Source organism: Kutzneria viridogrisea DSM 43870 (assembly GCF_000525635.1).
Taxonomy (GTDB): domain Bacteria; phylum Actinomycetota; class Actinomycetes; order Mycobacteriales; family Pseudonocardiaceae; genus Kutzneria; species Kutzneria viridogrisea.
The window spans coordinates 1,804,382-1,821,855 of the sequence record NZ_CP007155.1; the positions used below are offsets into that span (position 1 = coordinate 1,804,382).

Genomic DNA, 17,474 nt, shown 5'->3' on the forward strand with positions numbered 1-17,474 from the left:
GGGTGCGCAGAATCCTCGCTGCTCTTGTCGCCGCCGCCGCGGTCGTGACCACCGCCCCGCAGGCCGCGGCCGCCCCGGCCGACCGGGTCGTCACCGACTACCAGGACCCGGTCCAGGCGCTGCCTCCGGTCAGCCGCCCGCCGACCCCGTCCTGCACCGTGACGGCCATGAAGCACACCTTCGCCAACTCCTACGGACAGCCCTACGTCGGCACGCTCGCCCCGCCCGCGCAGTGCGCCGGTCCCTGGACGAAGGTCGTGCTGAGCTGGACCGCCAGCAGCAAGGGCCGCCAGTACGACCGGCTGGCCGGGCTGTGGATCGGCGGGGCCGAGGTGCTGCGGACCTCCACGCCCGAGCCCGACCCGTCCGGCATCACCTGGCACTTCGACCGGGACATCACCGAGTTCAGCCCGCTGCTGCACCGGGCGCAGCCCTTCGTGATGGACCTGGGCAACGTGGTCAACCAGACCTACACCGGGCCCTACGACGTCGAGGTGACGGTCACCTACTACCAGGCCGACCGCGCGCACCCCGCGCCCGAGCAGGCCGACACCGTGCTGCCGCTGGCCGCCGACGCCGGGCAGCCCGGCTGGCAGGCGCTGCCGGACGGAAAGAACTACACCGCGCAGGTCACCGTGCCCGCCAACACCGCGAAGCTGACCGCCCAGGTGTACGCGCGGGGCGGCGGCTGCGAGGAGTTCTGGTGGTCCAACGTGCCCACCGAACTGGCCAAGGCGTACCCGCAGGCCGGGCTGTGCGGCGGCGGCACCTACCGCGAGGTCGGGGTCAGGGTCGACGGGCGGCCCGCGGGTGTGGTCGCGCCCTACTCCGTGATCTACACCGGCGGGGTCGCGCCCATGCTGTGGCGGCCCATCTCCGCCATCGACGCGATCGTCACGCTGCCTTACACGATCGACCTGAGCCCGTTCCTCGGCACGCTCACCGACGGTCGCCCGCACACCGTGGAACTTGTTCCGCCGCACGGGATCGTGGACAGCTGGACCCTCGGCGGCAACCTGTTCGCCACCACCGACCCCGGCGTGCGGCGCGTCACCGGCACGGCCCCCAGCACCGAGCTGCCCGAGGCCGAGGTGCGGGTCGGCACCACCGGCACCGGGCTCGACACCAGCATCGCCACGCACGTCGCGCGTTCCTGGCACACCAGTGCGCTGCTGCACACCTCGCGTGGCCTCGTGCCGGTGCGGGCCTCTGGCCAGTGGACCTTCGACAACACCACGAAGCTCGCCGACTCCGCGAGCAAGCAGAACACCGACCAGCACGTGGTGGGCAGTTACGGCTCAATGGGCAAGGTGGACGGGTTCGACTTCTCGCTGCGCGCCGATGTCACCCAGAAGATCGTGGACGACAACAACTACCGCATCGACGCTTCCGTCCACATGGGACGTCGACTGTGGACGGTCGGTGGCGGCAGGCCCGCGCTGAGCGAGGACACGATCGACACCAGCGGCGGATTCGGCCGCACCAACGGGGTGCTCACCTACGCCGACGGCCGTTCGCACGAGCAGTGGACCGGCCTGGACGACGTGGGCCGCTGGTACTCGAAGCGGATCAACACCGAGCACGGGTACGTGGTCTGACCCACCCAGTCCATCCCCCGCCACTCCCTGGGGGGCGACCCCGATTCCAGTCTACCCCCCGCCCCACCCCGTTGATCCTGCTCAAGATCCACGTGTGGACAACCCGCGGCCTGTGCACAGCTGGCCGCTGGGTCCTGCCGCGAAGGTGTCCTCGACCAGGTCGAGCCCTGTCAAGGACACCTTCGTGGCGGCTCAGTACAGCGAGCCCGCGTTGACCACGGGCTGGGTGGCGCGGTCCCCGCAGAGCACGACGAGCAGGTTGCTCACCATGGCCGCCTTGCGCTCCTCGTCCAGCTCCACCACGTCGCGCTCGGCGAGCCTGGCCAGCGCCAGCTCCACCATGCCCACCGCGCCCTCGACGATGCGCTGGCGGGCGGCCACCACGGCCCCGGCCTGCTGGCGTTGCAGCATGGCCCCGGCGATCTCGGCGGCGTAGGCCAGGTGGGTGAGCCGGGACTCGATCACGGTGACGCCCGCGGCGCTGACCCGCTCGGCGATCTCCGCGGACAGCCTGCCGGTGATCTCCTCGGCGTTCTCCCGCAGCGACAGGCCCTCGGTGTCGTTGTGGTTGTCGTACGGGTAGCTGGTGGCGATGTGCCGCACGGCGGTCTCGGTCTGCATGCCGACGAACCGGATGAAGTCGTCCACGGAGAACATGGCCCGCGCGGAGTCCTCCACCTGCCAGACCACCACGGCGGCGATCTCGATCGGGTTGCCCTCGGCGTCGTTGACCTTGGTCACCGCGGTCTCGTGGTTGCGGATCCGCAGCGACACCCGGGTCCGCGTGGTGAACGGGTTGACCCAGTGCATGCCCTGTTCCCGCACGGTGCCCGCGTAGCTGCCGAACAACTGCAACACCCTGGCCTCGCCGGGCGCGAGCACCAGCAGCCCGCGCAGCGTCAGCAGTGCCAGTACGGCCAGGACCACCAGCACGACCGGGCCGACGTGCGCGGGCAGCGCGACGGCCGCCGCGATCGCGGCGACGACCAGCACCAGACCCAGTGTGAGCATCGGCCCGCCGGGCAGCTGCCGTGCCCGGGACTCCTCGATGCGAATCCGCTCGCCAGTCATGTTCCCCTCCTACGCGCCCCTCGGTGGGCGACTATCAATGTGATATCACACTGGCGGCGGCGCGTCCACGACGCGGGGTCACGCGCCGGGGTGCATCATGGGGTGATCGTCGTTCACTCAGGAGGGGGTACCGGTGGAGGACAGCCCGGCGCTGTGGATCTCGGGGCTGCGCAAGGTGTTCGGCAGCACCGTCGCGGTCGACGACGTGGGGCTGACGGTGCCGCGCGGCTCGTTCTTCGGCCTGGTCGGGCCGAACGGGGCGGGCAAGACCACCTCGCTGTCGATGTGCGTGGGGCTGCTGCGCCCCGACGCGGGCAGCGTGCGGATCTTCGGCGCGGACGTGTGGGCCGACCCGGTGCGGGCCAAGGAACTGGTCGGGGTGCTGCCGGACGGGCTGGCGCTGCCGGAGCGGCTGACCGGGCGGGAGCTGCTCACCTACACCGGGCTGCTGCGCGGGCTGGCGCCGGACACCGTGGCGGAGCGGGCCGACGAACTGCTGCGCGTGCTGGAGCTGACCGAGGCCGAGCGCACGCTGGTGATCGACTACTCGGCGGGCATGCGCAAGAAGATCGGGCTGGCCACCGCGCTGCTGCACGCGCCGAAGCTGCTCGTGCTGGACGAGCCCTTCGAGGCGGTCGACCCGGTGTCCGGGGCCACGATCCGCACCATCCTGCAGCGCTTCGTGCACGCGGGCGGGGCCGTGGTGCTGTCCAGCCACGTGATGGAGCTGGTGGAGAAGCTGTGCGACCACGTCGCGGTGATCACCAGGGGCCGGGTGGTGGCCAGCGGGCCGGTGGAGCAGGTGCGCGGGGACCGGACCCTGGAGGAGGCGTTCGTGCACCTGGTCGGCGGGCGCACCGGCGGGGGAGAGGGCCTGTCGTGGTTGGCGTCCTGATCCGGATGAAGCTGCGGGTGCTCTCGCACTCGCTGGGCGGGCGCCGCGGGGTCTCCTACGCCATTGGTGGACTGGTCGGGCTGGTCGCCGCGGTGGTCAGCGCCGGGTTCGTGATCAGCCACCCCGGCGGCCCCGAGGTCGGCACGACCATCGCCGCGGCACTGGCCGCCGCCTGGACCCTGGGCTGGCTGTTCGGTCCGGTGCTGACCGGCGGCGGGGACGAGACCCTGCGGCCGGAGAACTTCGCCCTGCTGCCGGTGCCGCCCACCCGGCTGGCCTTCGGCATGCTGGCGGCCTCGCTGGTGGGCGTGCCGCCGGTGGCCACGCTGATCGCCTTCGCGGGCCTCGTGGTCGCCGCGCTGTCCTACGGTGCGGGCGCGGTCGTGGTCGCGGTGCTGGCCGTGCTGCTGCAACTGGCGCTGGCCGTGCTGCTGTCCAGGGTGGTCATCGCGGCGCTGGGCGCGGTGCTGGGTTCGCGGCGCGGCAAGGACCTCGGCGTGCTGCTCGCGGCCTTCGTCGGCCTGGCCTACGTGCCCGCCCGCTTCGCGATCGAGGCGCTGGCCCCGTTGATCGTCGGCCAGTCCTCGCCGGTGTTCACCAGCGTGCTGTTGGACCTGCCCACCGGGTGGGGTGCCGACGCGGTCGGTGCGGCGGTGCGCGCGGACTGGGCCGTCGCGATCGGACTGCTCCTGGCGTTGGCCGTGCTGGACGGCCTGCTGGTGCTGGCGTGGGCGCGGCTGCTGACGCGCAGGCTCACCGTGCCGCAGGCGGCCGGTCGTGGCCGCGCCGCGAAGACCGGCACCGAGCGGGTGCGCCGCGTGCTGCTGCCGGTGAGCCCCGTGGGTGCGGTGGTGGGCAAGGAGTTGCGTGTGTGGTGGCGGGACGCGCGGCGGCGGGCCATGCTGCTGACCTCGATCGTGATCGGCATCTTCATCCCGGTGTTCTCCTCGGCCGGTCGCAGCGGCATCTTCATGCTGCCCTTCGCCGCGTTGTGGATCGTCTTCTTCGCCTCGCTCCAGGCCACCAACCTCTACGGGTTCGACGGTTCCGCGGTCTGGCACACCCTGGTCATGCCCGGGGCCGCCCGCGCGGACGTGCGCGGCAGGCAGGTCGCCTGGCTGCTCATCGTCGCCCCGGTCGCGCTGCTGGCGGCCCTGGTGCTGCCCGGGGTCACCGGGGACACCACCGCCTACCCGTGGGTGCTCGCCATCGTGCCCGCGATGCTGGGCGCCAGCGCGGGCGTGATGTTGGTGCTGTCGGTGCTGGCCCCGTACCCGATGCCCGCGCAGCGCGGCGGCAACCCCTTCGCCGCGGGCGGTCGCCCCGGCTGCTCGCGAGCACTGCTCCAGTTGGGTACCACCCTGTTGCAGTTCGTCTGCGCGATCCCGGCCGTGGCGCTGTTGCTGATCGGGCAGTTCGACGCGCTGCCGGTGCTGAACTGGCTCGCGGTCCCGGTGGGCCTTGCCTGCGGCCTCCTCGCGGCCTGGTGGGGCGGCCGGATCGCCTACCAGCGACTGGCCGAGCGCGGTCCCGAATTGCTTGGTGCCGTGCGGGCTCCTGCCTGATACGGTCGAGTGGTCAGTGCCTAGGGTTCCGTTCCCCGCCCGCCTCGACGACCACAACAAGGGCGCGGGAGGACTGGTCCGAGCGGCACCACGGTCGGCCCGGTGCCGGTCGGTCATATGACGGGGGAAAAGCCTGGAGTAACCGGGTTCCCGCGCGCCCGCGTGGGACCAGAGAGGTTCTCCGGTGCACCCCACCGCCGCTGCCCTGCTCCTGCTCGCCTCCGTGCTGCACGCCGCCTGGAACTACGCCGCCAAGAAGGTCGGTTCCGGCGGTTCGGCCTTCGTCTGGCTCTACTACACGCTCTCCGCGGTGTTCTGCGTTCCGCTCGCGATCGGCTACCTGCTCCTCGTGGACGTGCACCCGCAGTGGTCCTGGCTGCCCGCCGCGATCGGCACCGCTGTGCTGCACGTGGCGTACGGCGTGCTGTTGCAACGCGGCTACGCGGTCGGCGACATGTCCGTGGTGTACCCGCTCGCGCGCGGTACGGGGCCACTGCTGTCGGTGGTCGCCGCGGTGCTGGTGTTCCACGAGCACCCCGGCCCGCTGGGGCTGCTCGGTGCGGGCGCGGTGGTGCTCGGCGTCTTCGTGATCAGCATGGGGCGTGGCGCCCGGCCCAGCCCCGCCAGCCTCGGTTACGGCCTGCTGACCGGTGCCGCGATCGCCGGGTACACCCTGTGGGACGCGCACTCGGTGAACGTCATCGGCATGCCCGTGCTGCTCTACTTCACCGCCGGATCGGTGGTCCAGTCGATGATGCTTGCGCCGCAAGCGTTTGCTCACCGAGGATTCGTCGGTGAGCTGTGGCGGACGCACCGTCGCGAGGTGCTGGTCGTCGCCCTGCTCTCGCCCATCGGGTACCTGCTCGTGCTGCTGGTCATGCGGACCACCCCGGTCAGCGTGGTCGCGCCCGCACGCGAGCTGAGCATCGTGCTCGGCGCGCTGGTGGCCTGGCGGGTGCTCGGTGAGCCCAACCCGGTGCGCAGGCTGGTCGGTTCGGTGATCGTGCTGGCGGGCATCGTGGGGCTGTGCGTCGGCTGAGGTGGCACAGTGTCAGGCATGGAGGTACTGAGCAGCAGGATCCTGATCCGGCCCCGCGACCCGCGGCGCGCCACCGCCTTCTACCGGGACGTGCTGGGGCTGGCCGTGTTCCGGGAGTTCCCGGGCGGCACGGTGTTCTTTCTCGGCCAGGGACTGCTGGAGGTCTCCGGGCACGGGGAGGGCGAGCCGCCCAGCTCGCACACGATGATCTACCTGCAGGTGCGCGAGGTCCGTGCCGCCTTCGCCGAACTGGCCGAGCGGGGCGTGACCGCGTTGCGCGAGCCGCAACGCGAGCCCTGGGGCACCGTGGAGGGCTGGATCGCCGACCCGGACGGGGTGCGCATCGTGCTGGTCGAGATCCCCGCCGACCATCCGTTGCGAGTGGACGTTCGGCCACCATCTGAGGTTTCTTCCGTGTAACCAGTGGTTTGGAGTAGTGCTTTCCCCGGTTCACCTGGGTCAGGATGTCGACTATGACCCGCACGGCGCGCACCGGCAGTTCGAGCAACGGACGAGTGCCGGGCGCGCTGTTCAAGGGCTATCTCGATCCGAGGCGTCCGCACGCCGGTGCCTACGACGAGATGTTCGCCGAGGACGCCAGTGTTCGCTCGCCCTACCGCACGCTGCACGAGGCACTGGCGCCCTCCGCCGCGTCCGACCTGGCCGCTCGCGCGGACGCACTCGGTAGGGCTTTTGTCGATCAGGGCATCACTTTCTCGCTGTCCGGACAGGAACGCCCGTTCCCCCTCGACCTCGTGCCGCGGGTCATCGCGGCCTCGGAGTGGGCCAAGCTGGAACGTGGCATCGTGCAACGGGTCCGCGCGCTGGAGGCCTTCCTCGCCGACGTCTACGGGGACGCCGAGATCATCCGCGACGGGGTGCTGCCGCGCAGGCTGATCACCTCCTGCGCGCACTTCCACCGTGAGGCGGCGGGCATCCTGCCGCCCAACGGGGTGCGCATCCACGTGGCGGGCATCGACCTGGTCCGCGACGAGGCCGGGGTGTTCCGCGTGCTGGAGGACAACCTGCGCTGCCCCTCGGGCGTGTCCTACGTGATGGAGAACCGGCGCACCATGGCGCGGGTCTTTCCGGACCTGTTCGCCCAGCACCGGGTTCGCGCCGTCGGCGACTACGCGGTGCACCTGTTGCGGGCGCTGCGCAACTCCGCGGCCTCCAACGTGGCCGACCCGACCGTCGTGGTGCTGACCCCCGGCGTGCACAACTCCGCGTACTTCGAGCACTCGCTGCTGGCCCGCCAGATGGGCGTGGAACTGGTCGAGGGCCGTGACCTGTTCTGCCGCGACCACACGATCTACCTGCGCACCACCGAGGGCGAGCGCCAGGTGGACGTGATCTACCGGCGCATCGACGACGACTACCTGGACCCGGTGGACTTCCGGCCGGACTCGGTGCTGGGCGTGGCCGGTCTGCTCAACGCGGCCCGCGCGGGCAACGTGGTGATCGCCAACGCCGTGGGCAACGGGGTCGGGGACGACAAGCTCGTCTACACCTACCTGCCCGAGATCGTGCAGTACTACCTCGGCGAGAAGCCGCTGCTGCCCAATGTGGACACCTACCGGTGCTGGCTGCCCGACGAGCGCGCCCACGTGCTGGACCACCTGGCTGAGCTGGTGGTCAAACCCGTTGAGGGGTCAGGGGGTTACGGCATCGTCTTCGGGCCGGACGCCAGCGCCAAGGAGCTGGCCGCGTTGCGCCGCAAGGTCCGCGCCCACCCGCGAGGCTGGATCGCGCAGCCGGTGGTGCAGTTGTCGACCGTGCCCACCAAGGTCGGCGACCGGCTCTCGCCCCGGCACGTGGACCTGCGGCCGTTCGCGGTCAACGACGGCAACTTCGTGTTCGTGCTGCCCGGCGGGCTGACCCGCGTGGCGCTGCCGGAGGGCAGCCTGGTGGTCAACTCCTCGCAGGGCGGCGGGTCCAAGGACACCTGGGTGCTCGCCTCGCGGTCGTCCACAGTGGACAGCGAGCTGTCCGGTCCCGGCCTGGTCGGGACGAGGGTGATGACCGGGACCGCCACCGAGCAGGGACCGGAGCTGACCGCCGCACAACAACAGCAGCAACAACAGCAGCGGGGGGCGTGATGCTGGCCCGGAACGCGGAATCGCTGTACTGGATCGGACGCTACGTGGAGCGCGCCGACGACACCGCGCGCATCCTGGACGTGTCGGTGCACCAACTGCTGGAGGACGCCACCGTCGACCCCGACGCGGCCAGCCGCCAGCTGCTGTCCGTGCTGGGCATCGAACCGCCCAAGGGCGCGGTGCTGGACGTGTGGTCGCTGACCGAGCTGGTGGCGTACTCGGCGAGCAACGCCGGGTCGATCGTGGCCTCGGTGACCAGCGCGCGGGAGAACACCCGGGGTGCCCGCGAGGTGGTGTCCACCGAGATGTGGGAGTGCCTGAACGCGATGTGGAACGCGGTGCCCGAGCGGCAGCGCTACTCGCGCCGGGTCGGCCCGCACGCGTTCTTCTCCTTCGTGGAGGAGCGGGCCGCCATGTTCGCCGGGCTGGCCGACTCCACGATGAGCCGCGACGACGGCTGGCGCTTCCTCGTGCTGGGCCGTTCCGTGGAACGGGTCGACATGATCGTGCGACTGCTGCTGTCCCGTTCCGGGGACAAGGCGTCCTCGCCAGGCTGGGTCACCGTGCTGCGCTCCGCGGGCGCCCACGACACGTACCTGCGCACCTACCGCGGTGCACTGGACGCGAGCCGGGTCGTGCAGTTCCTCTTGCTGGACAGGCTCTTCCCGCGCTCGGTGTTCCATGCCCTGGTACAGGCCGAGTCCTGCCTGGAACACCTGGACCACCACTCCAGCGTCCGGGTCGGCGCCACGGCGGAAGCGACCCGCCTGCTGGGCAAGGCCCGCAGCGAGCTGGAGTTCCTGCGCACCTCCGAGCTGCTCGACGACCTGCCCACCCGGCTGAAGTCCTTGCAGGACACCGTTCGTGACGTGGGTGAGGCCGTGTCCCACCAGTACTTCCACTCCGCACCGTGGGTGGCGTGGACCAACGCGGAGGTCGGCGCGTGAGCTGGCGCATCAGGGTCTCGCACACCACCCGGTACGAGTACGCGGCGCCGGTCACCCAGTCCTACAACGAGGTCCGGCTCACCCCGCGCGGTGATCGCAGGCAGAACGTCGTGGTGAGCCGGGTCGAGACCGCGCCCGCCACCAGGTCGTACCGCTACACCGACTACTGGGGGACGGTCGTCACCTCCTTCGACCTGCACGCCCCGCACACCGAACTGAGCGTCGTCGGCTCCTCCGTGGTGGAGACCAGCGGCGAGGTGGAGCCGGTGCGCGAGGCGAGCTGGGCGGACCTGCGCTCCGAGGAGGTCGCCGACCGGTTCACCGAGTACCTGGGCTGGACCGGCTACGTGCCCAACGACCGCGAACTCGCCGCCCAGGCAAGGCAGTTGCGCCGCGGCCTGACCCCTGCTGAGGCCGTGCTCGCCGCTTCGCGGTTCGTGCACGAGCAGATGACCTACAAGCAGGGCACCACCAGCGTGCACAGTTCCGCCTCGGATGCCTGGCAGGCCAAGGAAGGCGTGTGCCAGGACTACGCGCACATGACCTTGGCGTTGTTGCGCGCCATCGGCATTCCCGCCCGGTACGTGTCCGGTTACCTGCACACCCGGCCCGAGGGGGCGCTCAAGGAGACCGTGCGCGGGGAGAGCCACGCCTGGATCGAGGCGTGGACCGGCGGCTGGTGGGCCTACGACCCCACCAACGCCATCCCCGTCGGCAACCGGCACATCTGGGTCGCCGTCGGCCGCGACTACGCCGACGTCGTGCCGTTCAAGGGCATCTACACCGGAGGCGCGGGCGCGGGGCTGACCGTGTCGGTGGAGCTGACCCGGTTGGCGTGAACCCTGGCGTGAACCGCCCACACCACCAGTGCCAGCAGGCTGATCGCGGCGCCGAGTGCGCACACACCTGGCCAGCCGCCCACCGAGTAGGCGGCCGTCGCGGCGATGGCCCCCGTGCCGCTGCCGATCGAGTGGAACACCATGTAGCCGCCGATCACGCGGCTGCCCGCGTCCTGCCGCACCGCGTAGATCATGCTCTGGTTGGTGACGTGCACCGCCTGCACGGCCAGGTCGAGCAGCACCGCGCCGACCGCCAGCGCCCACAGTGACCGCTGGGTCAGCGCGAGCGGCACCCAGGAGAGCACCAGCAGACCCAGTGCGGTGCCGGTCGTCCACTGGCCCAGGCCCCGGTCGTGCAGGCGGCCCGCGGGCGAGGCGGCCAAGGCGCCCGCCAACCCGGCGAGCCCGAACGCGCCGATTGCCGTGTGCGACAAGGACATGGCGCTCAGTGGCAGCGTGACGCTGCTCCACAGCACGCTGAACGCCGCGAACACCAGCACGGCCAGCGCCGAACGTGCCCGCAGCACCGGCTCGCACGCGAACATGCGCACGGTCGACCGCAGCAACTGCCCGTACCGCAAGGGGTTCGGCGCGGTGTCTGGCAGTGCGAGGTGCAGGGTCACGGCGAGCAGGGCGCAGACCCCGGCGGCGGCGAGGTAGACCGCGCGCCACCCGGCGAGATCGGACACGACCCCCGACACGGTGCGTGCCACCAGGATGCCGCTCACCACCCCGCTGGTGACCGTGCCCAGGACCCGGCCACGCCGCGCCGGTTCGGCCAGCGACGCGGCGAAGGCCACCAGCGACTGGGTGACGACGGCGAGCAGGCCCACGGCGGCCATGCCCGTGAGCAGCACGGTCAGGGTGCTCGCCGTGCCGACGGTGAGCAGGGCCGCCGCCAGTAGCGCGAACTGGGCGGTGACCAGGCGGCGGCGGTTGACCAGGTCGCCGAGCGGCACGAGCAGGAACAGGCCGAGTCCGTAGCCGATCTGGGTCGTGGTGACCACGGCGCCCAGCACGGCGGGGGCGATCCCCAGGTCCTGGCCCATCGTCACCAGCAGCGGGTGTGCGAAGTAGACGGTGGCCACGGCGCAGGCGCAGGCCAGCGCGAACAGCGGGACAATCCGGTTGCATCTTGCCACCATGTTGACGCTAGCGGAGGCTGGTAGCATCTTGCAACCAGTAAGGAGGGCTCATGGTGCGGCGAACCCGGCTGGACGCCAGCGACTGCCCGGTGGCCCGGTCGGTGGACGCGATCGGGGACTGGTGGTCGCTGCTGATCGTGCGCGACGCCTTCGACGGCAGCAGGCGCTTCGGCGAGTTCCAGCGCGGACTGGGCGTGGCCAAGAACATCCTGACCACACGGCTGCGGTCGCTGGTCGCGGGCGGTGTGCTCGAGGTGGTGCCCGCCTCGGATGGCAGCGCCTACCACGAGTACGTGCTCACCCCGAAGGGTCGCGACCTGTTCCCCGTGGTGGTCGCCCTGCGGCAGTGGGGTGAGGCGCACTTCTTCGCCCCCGGCGAGCCGCGTTCCGAACTGGTCGACCGCGAGCACGGACGCCCGCTCAGCCCGCTGGAGATCCGTTCCGCCGAGGGCGTGCCGCTGGGGGCCGAGGACACCGTGGTGCGCAAGGTGTCATGAAAGTGCCGTTCGCGGCGTCCAGTGCAGCGAACGGCACTTTCATGACATGCCGGCGGCGCGGAAGGTACGCCGGTAGGCCAGCGGGGACACGCCGATGCTCTCGCGCAGATGCTGGCGCAGCGAGGTGCCGGTGGCGAAGCCGACCTGGCCCGCGATCTGGTCCACCGGCAGGTCGCTGGATTCGAGCAACTCGCGCGCCCGCGCCACGCGCTGCTGGATCAGCCACCGGCCCGGGCTGACGCCGACCTCGTCGCGGAACCGCCGCGCGAAGGTGCGCAGGCTCATCCGCGCGTGATCGGCCAGCTCGGACTGGGTCAGCGGCAGGTGCAGGTGTGCCAGGGCCCACTGCCTGGTCGCCGAGGTGCTGGCGGTGGACGGTTGGGGTACGGGTTGTTCGATGTACTGGGCCTGGCCGCCGTCACGCCACGGCGGCACCACGCACGCCCGCGCGACCTGGTTGGCCACGTGGCTGCCGTGGTCGCTGCGCACGAGGTGCAGGCACACGTCCACCCCGGAGGCGGCCCCGGCCGAGGTCAGCACGTCTCCGTCGTCGACGAACAGCACGTCCTGGTCCAGCAGCACCGCCGGGAACAGGCGCCGGAACAGGTCGGTGAGCTGCCAGTGCGTGGTCGCCGGGCGGCCGTCGAGCAGCCCGGCCGCGGCGAGCACGAAGGCGCCGGTGCAGATCGACACCACGCGGGCGCCCGGCCTGATCCGCGCGAGCGCCTGGGCCATCGGCTCGGGCAGTTGGCCGGTCACCAGGGACACGTCGAACGGCGGGATCACCACGGTGTCGGCCGTCTCCAGCGCCTCCGGCCCGTGTTCGGCGGTGATCGTGAAGTCGGCGTTGCTGCGCACGGGCGCCCCGTCGACCGTGCAGGTCAGCACCTCGTACCGGTCGGGCAGCACGCCGAAGACCCGCTTGGGGATGCCGAGCTCGAACGGGTAGACCCCGGCGAGTGCCAGCACGACGATCCGGTGCATGGCACGATCCTATCGAATGTTGGCGATCGTGCCATTTCCCGGCCCGCGGCCCGGCGGCAGGCTGGGCACCATGAGCGAACCGACCACGATGCGTGCGATCAGCCAGGACGTCCTCGGCGGCCCCGAGGTGCTGACCGAGGTGGAGCTGCCCCGCCCCGAGCCGGGGCCGAGCCAGGTGCTGGTCCGCGTGCACGCCGCGGGCCTGAACCCGACCGACTGGTTGCACCGGTCCACCCCCGGCATGTTCCTGGGCGAACCGCCGTTCGTGCTGGGCTGGGACGTGTCCGGCGTGGTGGAGCGGGTCGGCATCGGCGTCACCCTGTTCAAGCCCGGTGACGAGGTGTTCGGCATGCTGCCCTACCCGTACGGCGCGGGCTCGTTCGCCGAGTACGTCACGGGCCCGGCGCGGGCCTTCGCGCCCAAGCCCGCCGCCCTGGACCACGTGGGGGCGGCGGCCGTCCCGCTCGCCGCGCTGACCGCCTGGCAGGCGCTCGTCGACACGGCACAGCTCAAGGCGGGACAGCGCGTGCTGGTCCACGCGGCGGCCGGTGGCGTCGGGCACTTCGCCGTGCAGATCGCCAAGGCCCTGGGCGCGCACGTGATCGGTACGGCCAGCGCGGGCAACCACGCCTTCCTGCGCGGCCTCGGCGCCGACGAGCTGGTCGACTACCGCGAGGTGGACTTCGCCGAGGTCGTGCGCGAGGTGGACGTGGTGCTGGACGCCATCGGGGGTGAGTACTCCACCCGCTCACTGCGCACCCTGCGCCCGGGCGGGGTCCTGGTCACCATCAAGGCCCGTGGCCAGCAGGCCTTCGCCGCCGAGGCGGACCGGCTCGGGGTGCGGGCCGAGACGCTGCTGGTCGAGGCCGACCACGCGGGCATGACCGCCCTCGCCGACCTCATCGCCAAGGGGCAGTTGCGGCCCACGATCGCGGGCACCTTCCCGCTGGCCGAGGCCGCCAAGGCGCACGCACTCGGCGAGACCGGTCGCACCGTCGGCAAGCTGGTGCTCACCGTGCGCTGATCCCTAGCGCCAGCCCCTGGCCCGCAAGGCGTCCACGACGAGGCCGAACCGGTCAGGGGCCAGCACCGAGCCCTCACGCCGGATGTCGTGCTCGTCCAGCTCGTACACCCGGTCCAGGCGCAGGTGCGAGGGCCGCCCCTCGCTGTCCCAGGCGCCCGCGCCCAGGTCCAGCCAGCCCTCGTGCTGCTTGCTGGACAGCATCAGCCCCAGCAGCGCCCCGCCGAGCCTGCCGACCACCAGCAGCGGCCGGTCCTTGCCGATCTGCGGGTCCTCCTCGAAGGGCACCCAGGCCCAGACCACCTCGCCGGGATCGGCGAATCCGTCCAGGTCAGGGGCATAGTCCAGCTTCGCGGAGCGCTCCACGTGGTGCACCTGGGTGACCGCGCCGCGCGCTGGTCGGGGCGTTGGGCCGTGTTCGGACACGGCCAGGACCCTATTCGGTGCGGAGCACACCGGCGGCCATGGGACCATTGACGTCAGTCCCCTGTCCGCAGCGCGAGGAATACACCCACGTGAGCACGTTTGCCGACACCACGTTCACCACACCGGAGCTGATCCGGAACTTCTGCATCATCGCCCACATCGACCACGGCAAGTCCACCCTGGCCGATCGCATGTTGCAGTTGACCGGCGTGGTCGAGGAACGCGCCATGCGGGCCCAGTACCTGGACCGGATGGACATCGAGCGCGAGCGCGGCATCACCATCAAGGCCCAGAACGTGCGGCTGCCCTGGCAGCTCGAGGGCCAGGACCACGTCCTGCACATGATCGACACGCCCGGGCACGTGGACTTCACCTACGAGGTCTCCCGGGCGCTGGAGGCGTGCGAGGGCGCGATCCTGCTGGTCGACGCCGCGCAGGGCATCGAGGCGCAGACCCTGGCCAACCTGTACCTGGCCCTGGAGAACGACCTCACCATCATCCCGGTACTGAACAAGATCGACCTGCCCGCCGCCGACCCGGAGAAGTACTCCGCCGAGCTGGCGAAGATCATCGGCTGCGAGCCCACCGACGTGCTGCGCGTGTCGGCCAAGACCGGGCTGGGCGTGCGCGAGCTGCTCGACGAGGTGGTCCGCAAGGTGCCGCCGCCCGTGGGCGAGGCCGAGGCCCCGCCGCGCGCGATGATCTTCGACTCGGTGTACGACACCTACCGGGGCGTGGTCACCTACATCCGCGTGGTGGACGGCAAGATCACTCCCCGGCAGCGGATCAAGATGATGTCCACCGGCGCCACGCACGAGCTGCTGGAGGTGGGCATCATCTCCCCGGAGCCCAAGCCCTCCGCGGGGCTGGGTGTCGGTGAGGTGGGCTACCTGATCACCGGCGTGAAGGACGTGCGCCAGTCCAAGGTCGGCGACACCGTGACCTCCGAGCGCAAGGGCGCCGCCGAGCCGCTGGCCGGCTACCGCGACCCCAAGCCGATGGTCTACTCCGGGCTGTACCCGATGGACGGCTCGGACTACCCGGACCTGCGCGAGGCCCTGGAGAAGCTCCAGCTCAACGACGCCGCGCTGACCTTCGAGCCGGAGACCTCCGCGGCGCTGGGTTTCGGCTTCCGCTGCGGCTTCCTCGGCCTGCTGCACCTGGAGATCACCCGCGACCGCCTGGAGCGCGAGTTCGGCCTGGACCTGATCTCCACGGCGCCCAACGTGGTGTACCGGGTGATCATGGACGACGGCAAGGAGCACGTCGTCACCAATCCCTCGGACTGGGCCAACGGCAAGATCGCCGAGGTGTACGAGCCGATCACCAAGTGCACCGTCATCGCGCCCAGCGACTTCATCGGCGCGATCATGGAGCTGTGCCAGAGCAAGCGCGGTCAGCTCGCCGGCATGGACTACCTGTCCGAAGACCGGGTGGAGCTGCGCTACACCATGCCGCTCGCCGAGATCATCTTCGACTTCTTCGACTCGCTGAAGTCCCGCACCCGCGGCTACGCCTCCCTGGACTACGAGGAGGCCGGTGAGCAGTCCGCCGACCTGGTGAAGGTGGACATCCTGTTGCAGGGCGAGGCCGTGGACGCGTTCAGCGCCATCGTGCACCGCGACGCCGCCTACGGCTACGGCACCAAGATGGCCACCAAGCTGCGCGAGCTCATCCCGCGCCAGCAGTACGAGGTGCCCATCCAGGCCGCCATCGGCTCGCGCATCATCGCCCGCGAGACCATCCGCGCCATCCGCAAGGACGTGCTCGCCAAGTGCTACGGCGGTGACATCACCCGCAAGCGCAAGCTGCTGGAGAAGCAGAAGGAGGGCAAGAAGCGCATGAAGATGGTTGGCCGCGTAGAGGTCCCTCAGGAAGCCTTTGTGGCGGCGTTGTCGACTGAGGATTCGGGTTCGAAGGACAAGAAGAAGTAGGTCGTCACCCGATCCGGTGGGCCGCTGTGGAGCACTCCGCAGCGGCCCTCGGATTGTCAGGGGTAGGTGCTGGACTAGCTGCCATGAGCAGAAGGAGGGACCATGACAGCCATGGCCACGCACCCGCCCGCACGTCCGTACACGGTGCACGACCTGGCGGCGATGCCCGATGACGGCCGCCGCTACGAACTCATCGACGGGGTGCTCCTCGTGAGCCCGGCACCGGGGACCCGTCACCAGAAGATCGTTATGAAGTTGGGCAGTTATCTCGATACCGTGTGCCCGGACGACCTGCACGTGCTTTCGGCCCCATTCGCGGTGCAGCCGTCGGCGAGCACCGAGGTGCAGCCCGATCTGCTCGTGGCTCGGGACGAGGACCTGACCGACAAGAACCTGCCCGTGGCGCCGCTGCTGGTGGTGGAGGTGCTCTCACCCAGCACCGCGCTGAACGACCTCAACACCAAGAAGGCCGTCTACCAGCGCATGGGTGTGCCCAGCTACTGGGTCGTCGACCCGGCAGACCCTGTGCTGACCGCCTACGAGCTCGACGCGGACGGCCAGTACCAGCAGGTGGCCGAGGTCAAGGGCACGGACGTCTTCGAGGCCGCGCGGCCGTACCCGGTGCGGATCGTGCCTGTCGAACTGCTGGGCAAGCTGCGCTAGCCACGGGTGGCGCCACTGTGGCGCCACCTGGCGCCGCAGGTGCCTGGCTCGCGCCCAGCTCCCCCTGCGTCATCCCGACGTGTTTGCGCAGCTCCTTCTGATTGGCCTTGTCGTGGTGGGATCGCAGGACCGGGCGAAGTGTCACCATTGTGGCACCATGTGACGCCATGAGGGCTTGCCGTGGCGCCATTGCAGTGCCATCATGGTGCCATGGACCTCACGCCGTACGTCGACAACCTCCGCAGAGAGCTCGCGGTCGCCGCCGACGCCGGCGGGGAGGACGCCCGCGCACTCGCGGAGCGCCTTACCGCACCACTGGAGTCGGCGGCCCGGCTCACCCTGCTCACCGCGCTCTCGGCGGCCGCTGACGAGATCACGATGGACCTGGCGCCGGGCTCGGTGGAGGTGCGCCTGCGGGGGCTGGACCCGAGTTTCGTGGTGACGGCGCCGCCGAGTGACCAGTCCTACGCGGACGCGGCGCCGGTGGCGGCGCCGAGCCCGTCGAGCGCAGAGGAAGGCGCCACCTCACGGATCAACTTCCGGCTGCCCGAGCACCTGAAGCAGCGCGTGGAGGAGGCGGCTGGGGAGCAGGGGCTCTCGGTCAACGCGTGGCTGGTGCGAGCCGTCGCGGCGACCCTGGAGCCCGAGGACCGCGGCGCCCGCACCGAGCGGCGCAGCGGCCGAGGCGGCCAGCGCTACACCGGCTGGGCCCGCTAGCGGCCCGTCCGGCACCCACCACACCCGCACCCAC

17 protein-coding genes are annotated in these 17,474 nt (G+C 71.0%); 13 read left to right on the forward strand and 4 right to left on the reverse strand.

Annotated features, from left to right (window positions below):
- Nucleotides 1–2 precede the first annotated feature (2 nt).
- Nucleotides 3–1,598 (forward strand): peptide-N4-asparagine amidase, encoded by a 1,596-nt coding sequence (locus KALB_RS08090; protein WP_025355220.1) that lies wholly within the window; start codon nt 3–5, stop codon nt 1,596–1,598.
- 192 nt (nt 1,599–1,790) lie between these two features.
- Here the strand turns inward: KALB_RS08090 and KALB_RS08095 are convergent, their stop codons facing one another.
- Nucleotides 1,791–2,669 carry an SPFH domain-containing protein gene (locus KALB_RS08095; protein WP_025355221.1) on the reverse strand — a complete coding sequence of 293 codons (879 nt, stop codon included), beginning with the start codon at nt 2,667–2,669 and terminating at the stop codon, nt 1,791–1,793.
- Nucleotides 2,670–2,802: 133 nt separating this feature from the next.
- Between KALB_RS08095 and KALB_RS08100 the strand changes: the two genes are divergently transcribed.
- From KALB_RS08100 to KALB_RS08130, 7 genes are all read left to right on the forward strand, one after another.
- Entirely contained in the window at nt 2,803–3,564 is a 762-nt protein-coding gene (locus KALB_RS08100; protein WP_025355222.1) for an ABC transporter ATP-binding protein, read from the forward strand.
- Entirely contained in the window at nt 3,549–5,129 is a 1,581-nt protein-coding gene (locus KALB_RS08105; protein WP_025355223.1) for a hypothetical protein, read from the forward strand. The genes KALB_RS08100 and KALB_RS08105 overlap by 16 nt, the downstream gene beginning before the upstream one ends.
- Nucleotides 5,130–5,313: 184 nt before the next feature.
- Nucleotides 5,314–6,168 (forward strand): DMT family transporter, encoded by an 855-nt coding sequence (locus tag KALB_RS08110; RefSeq protein ID WP_025355224.1) that lies wholly within the window; start codon nt 5,314–5,316, stop codon nt 6,166–6,168.
- Between the two features lie 18 nt (nt 6,169–6,186).
- A complete protein-coding gene (locus KALB_RS08115) occupies nt 6,187–6,588 on the forward strand; it encodes a VOC family protein (protein ID WP_025355225.1) in 402 nt (133 codons plus the stop codon).
- A 53-nt stretch (nt 6,589–6,641) separates the two neighbouring features.
- Nucleotides 6,642–8,267, forward strand: a complete 1,626-nt coding sequence (locus KALB_RS08120; RefSeq protein WP_025355226.1) for a circularly permuted type 2 ATP-grasp protein — start codon at nt 6,642–6,644, stop codon at nt 8,265–8,267.
- Nucleotides 8,267–9,214: an alpha-E domain-containing protein gene (locus KALB_RS08125; RefSeq protein ID WP_025355227.1), complete on the forward strand. Its 948-nt coding sequence runs from the start codon at nt 8,267–8,269 to the stop codon at nt 9,212–9,214. Before KALB_RS08120 ends, KALB_RS08125 begins: the two co-directional genes overlap by 1 nt.
- On the forward strand, nt 9,211–10,053 hold the full coding sequence (locus tag KALB_RS08130) for a transglutaminase family protein (protein ID WP_025355228.1): 843 nt from the start codon (nt 9,211–9,213) through the stop codon (nt 10,051–10,053). The genes KALB_RS08125 and KALB_RS08130 overlap by 4 nt, the downstream gene beginning before the upstream one ends.
- Here KALB_RS08130 and KALB_RS08135 read toward each other — a convergent pair.
- On the reverse strand, nt 9,993–11,195 hold the full coding sequence (locus KALB_RS08135; RefSeq protein ID WP_236650200.1) for an MFS transporter: 1,203 nt from the start codon (nt 11,193–11,195) through the stop codon (nt 9,993–9,995). The two genes, KALB_RS08130 and KALB_RS08135, sit on opposite strands and share 61 nt — an antisense overlap.
- 53 nt (nt 11,196–11,248) lie before the next feature.
- Here KALB_RS08135 and KALB_RS08140 point away from each other — a divergent pair, with 53 nt between their 5' ends.
- Entirely contained in the window at nt 11,249–11,695 is a 447-nt protein-coding gene (locus KALB_RS08140) for a winged helix-turn-helix transcriptional regulator (protein ID WP_025355230.1), read from the forward strand.
- Nucleotides 11,696–11,734: 39 nt separating this feature from the next.
- Here KALB_RS08140 and KALB_RS08145 read toward each other — a convergent pair whose 3' ends face one another.
- Nucleotides 11,735–12,679, reverse strand: a complete 945-nt coding sequence (locus tag KALB_RS08145) for a GlxA family transcriptional regulator (protein WP_030111508.1) — start codon at nt 12,677–12,679, stop codon at nt 11,735–11,737.
- Nucleotides 12,680–12,767: 88 nt separating this feature from the next.
- Here KALB_RS08145 and KALB_RS08150 point away from each other — a divergent pair, with 88 nt between their 5' ends.
- Complete coding sequence (locus KALB_RS08150) at nt 12,768–13,703, forward strand: NADP-dependent oxidoreductase (protein WP_201771971.1); 936 nt, start codon at nt 12,768–12,770, stop codon at nt 13,701–13,703.
- Nucleotides 13,704–13,706: 3 nt separating this feature from the next.
- On the opposite strand, the gene KALB_RS08155 is transcribed toward KALB_RS08150, so the two are convergent.
- The gene (locus tag KALB_RS08155; protein WP_025355233.1) at nt 13,707–14,126 is read right to left on the reverse strand and encodes a type II toxin-antitoxin system PemK/MazF family toxin; all 420 of its coding nucleotides are present in this window, start codon (nt 14,124–14,126) and stop codon (nt 13,707–13,709) included.
- An 89-nt stretch (nt 14,127–14,215) separates the two neighbouring features.
- On the opposite strand from KALB_RS08155, the gene lepA reads away from it, so the two are divergent.
- From lepA to KALB_RS08170, 3 genes are all read left to right on the forward strand, one after another.
- A complete protein-coding gene (lepA, locus tag KALB_RS08160; protein WP_025355234.1) occupies nt 14,216–16,060 on the forward strand; it encodes a translation elongation factor 4 in 1,845 nt (614 codons plus the stop codon).
- Between the two features lie 102 nt (nt 16,061–16,162).
- Nucleotides 16,163–16,723 carry a Uma2 family endonuclease gene (locus KALB_RS08165; RefSeq protein WP_025355235.1) on the forward strand — a complete coding sequence of 187 codons (561 nt, stop codon included), beginning with the start codon at nt 16,163–16,165 and terminating at the stop codon, nt 16,721–16,723.
- A gap of 210 nt (nt 16,724–16,933) precedes the next feature.
- Entirely contained in the window at nt 16,934–17,440 is a 507-nt protein-coding gene (locus tag KALB_RS08170) for a toxin-antitoxin system HicB family antitoxin (RefSeq protein ID WP_025355236.1), read from the forward strand.
- Nucleotides 17,441–17,474: the final 34 nt, after the last annotated feature.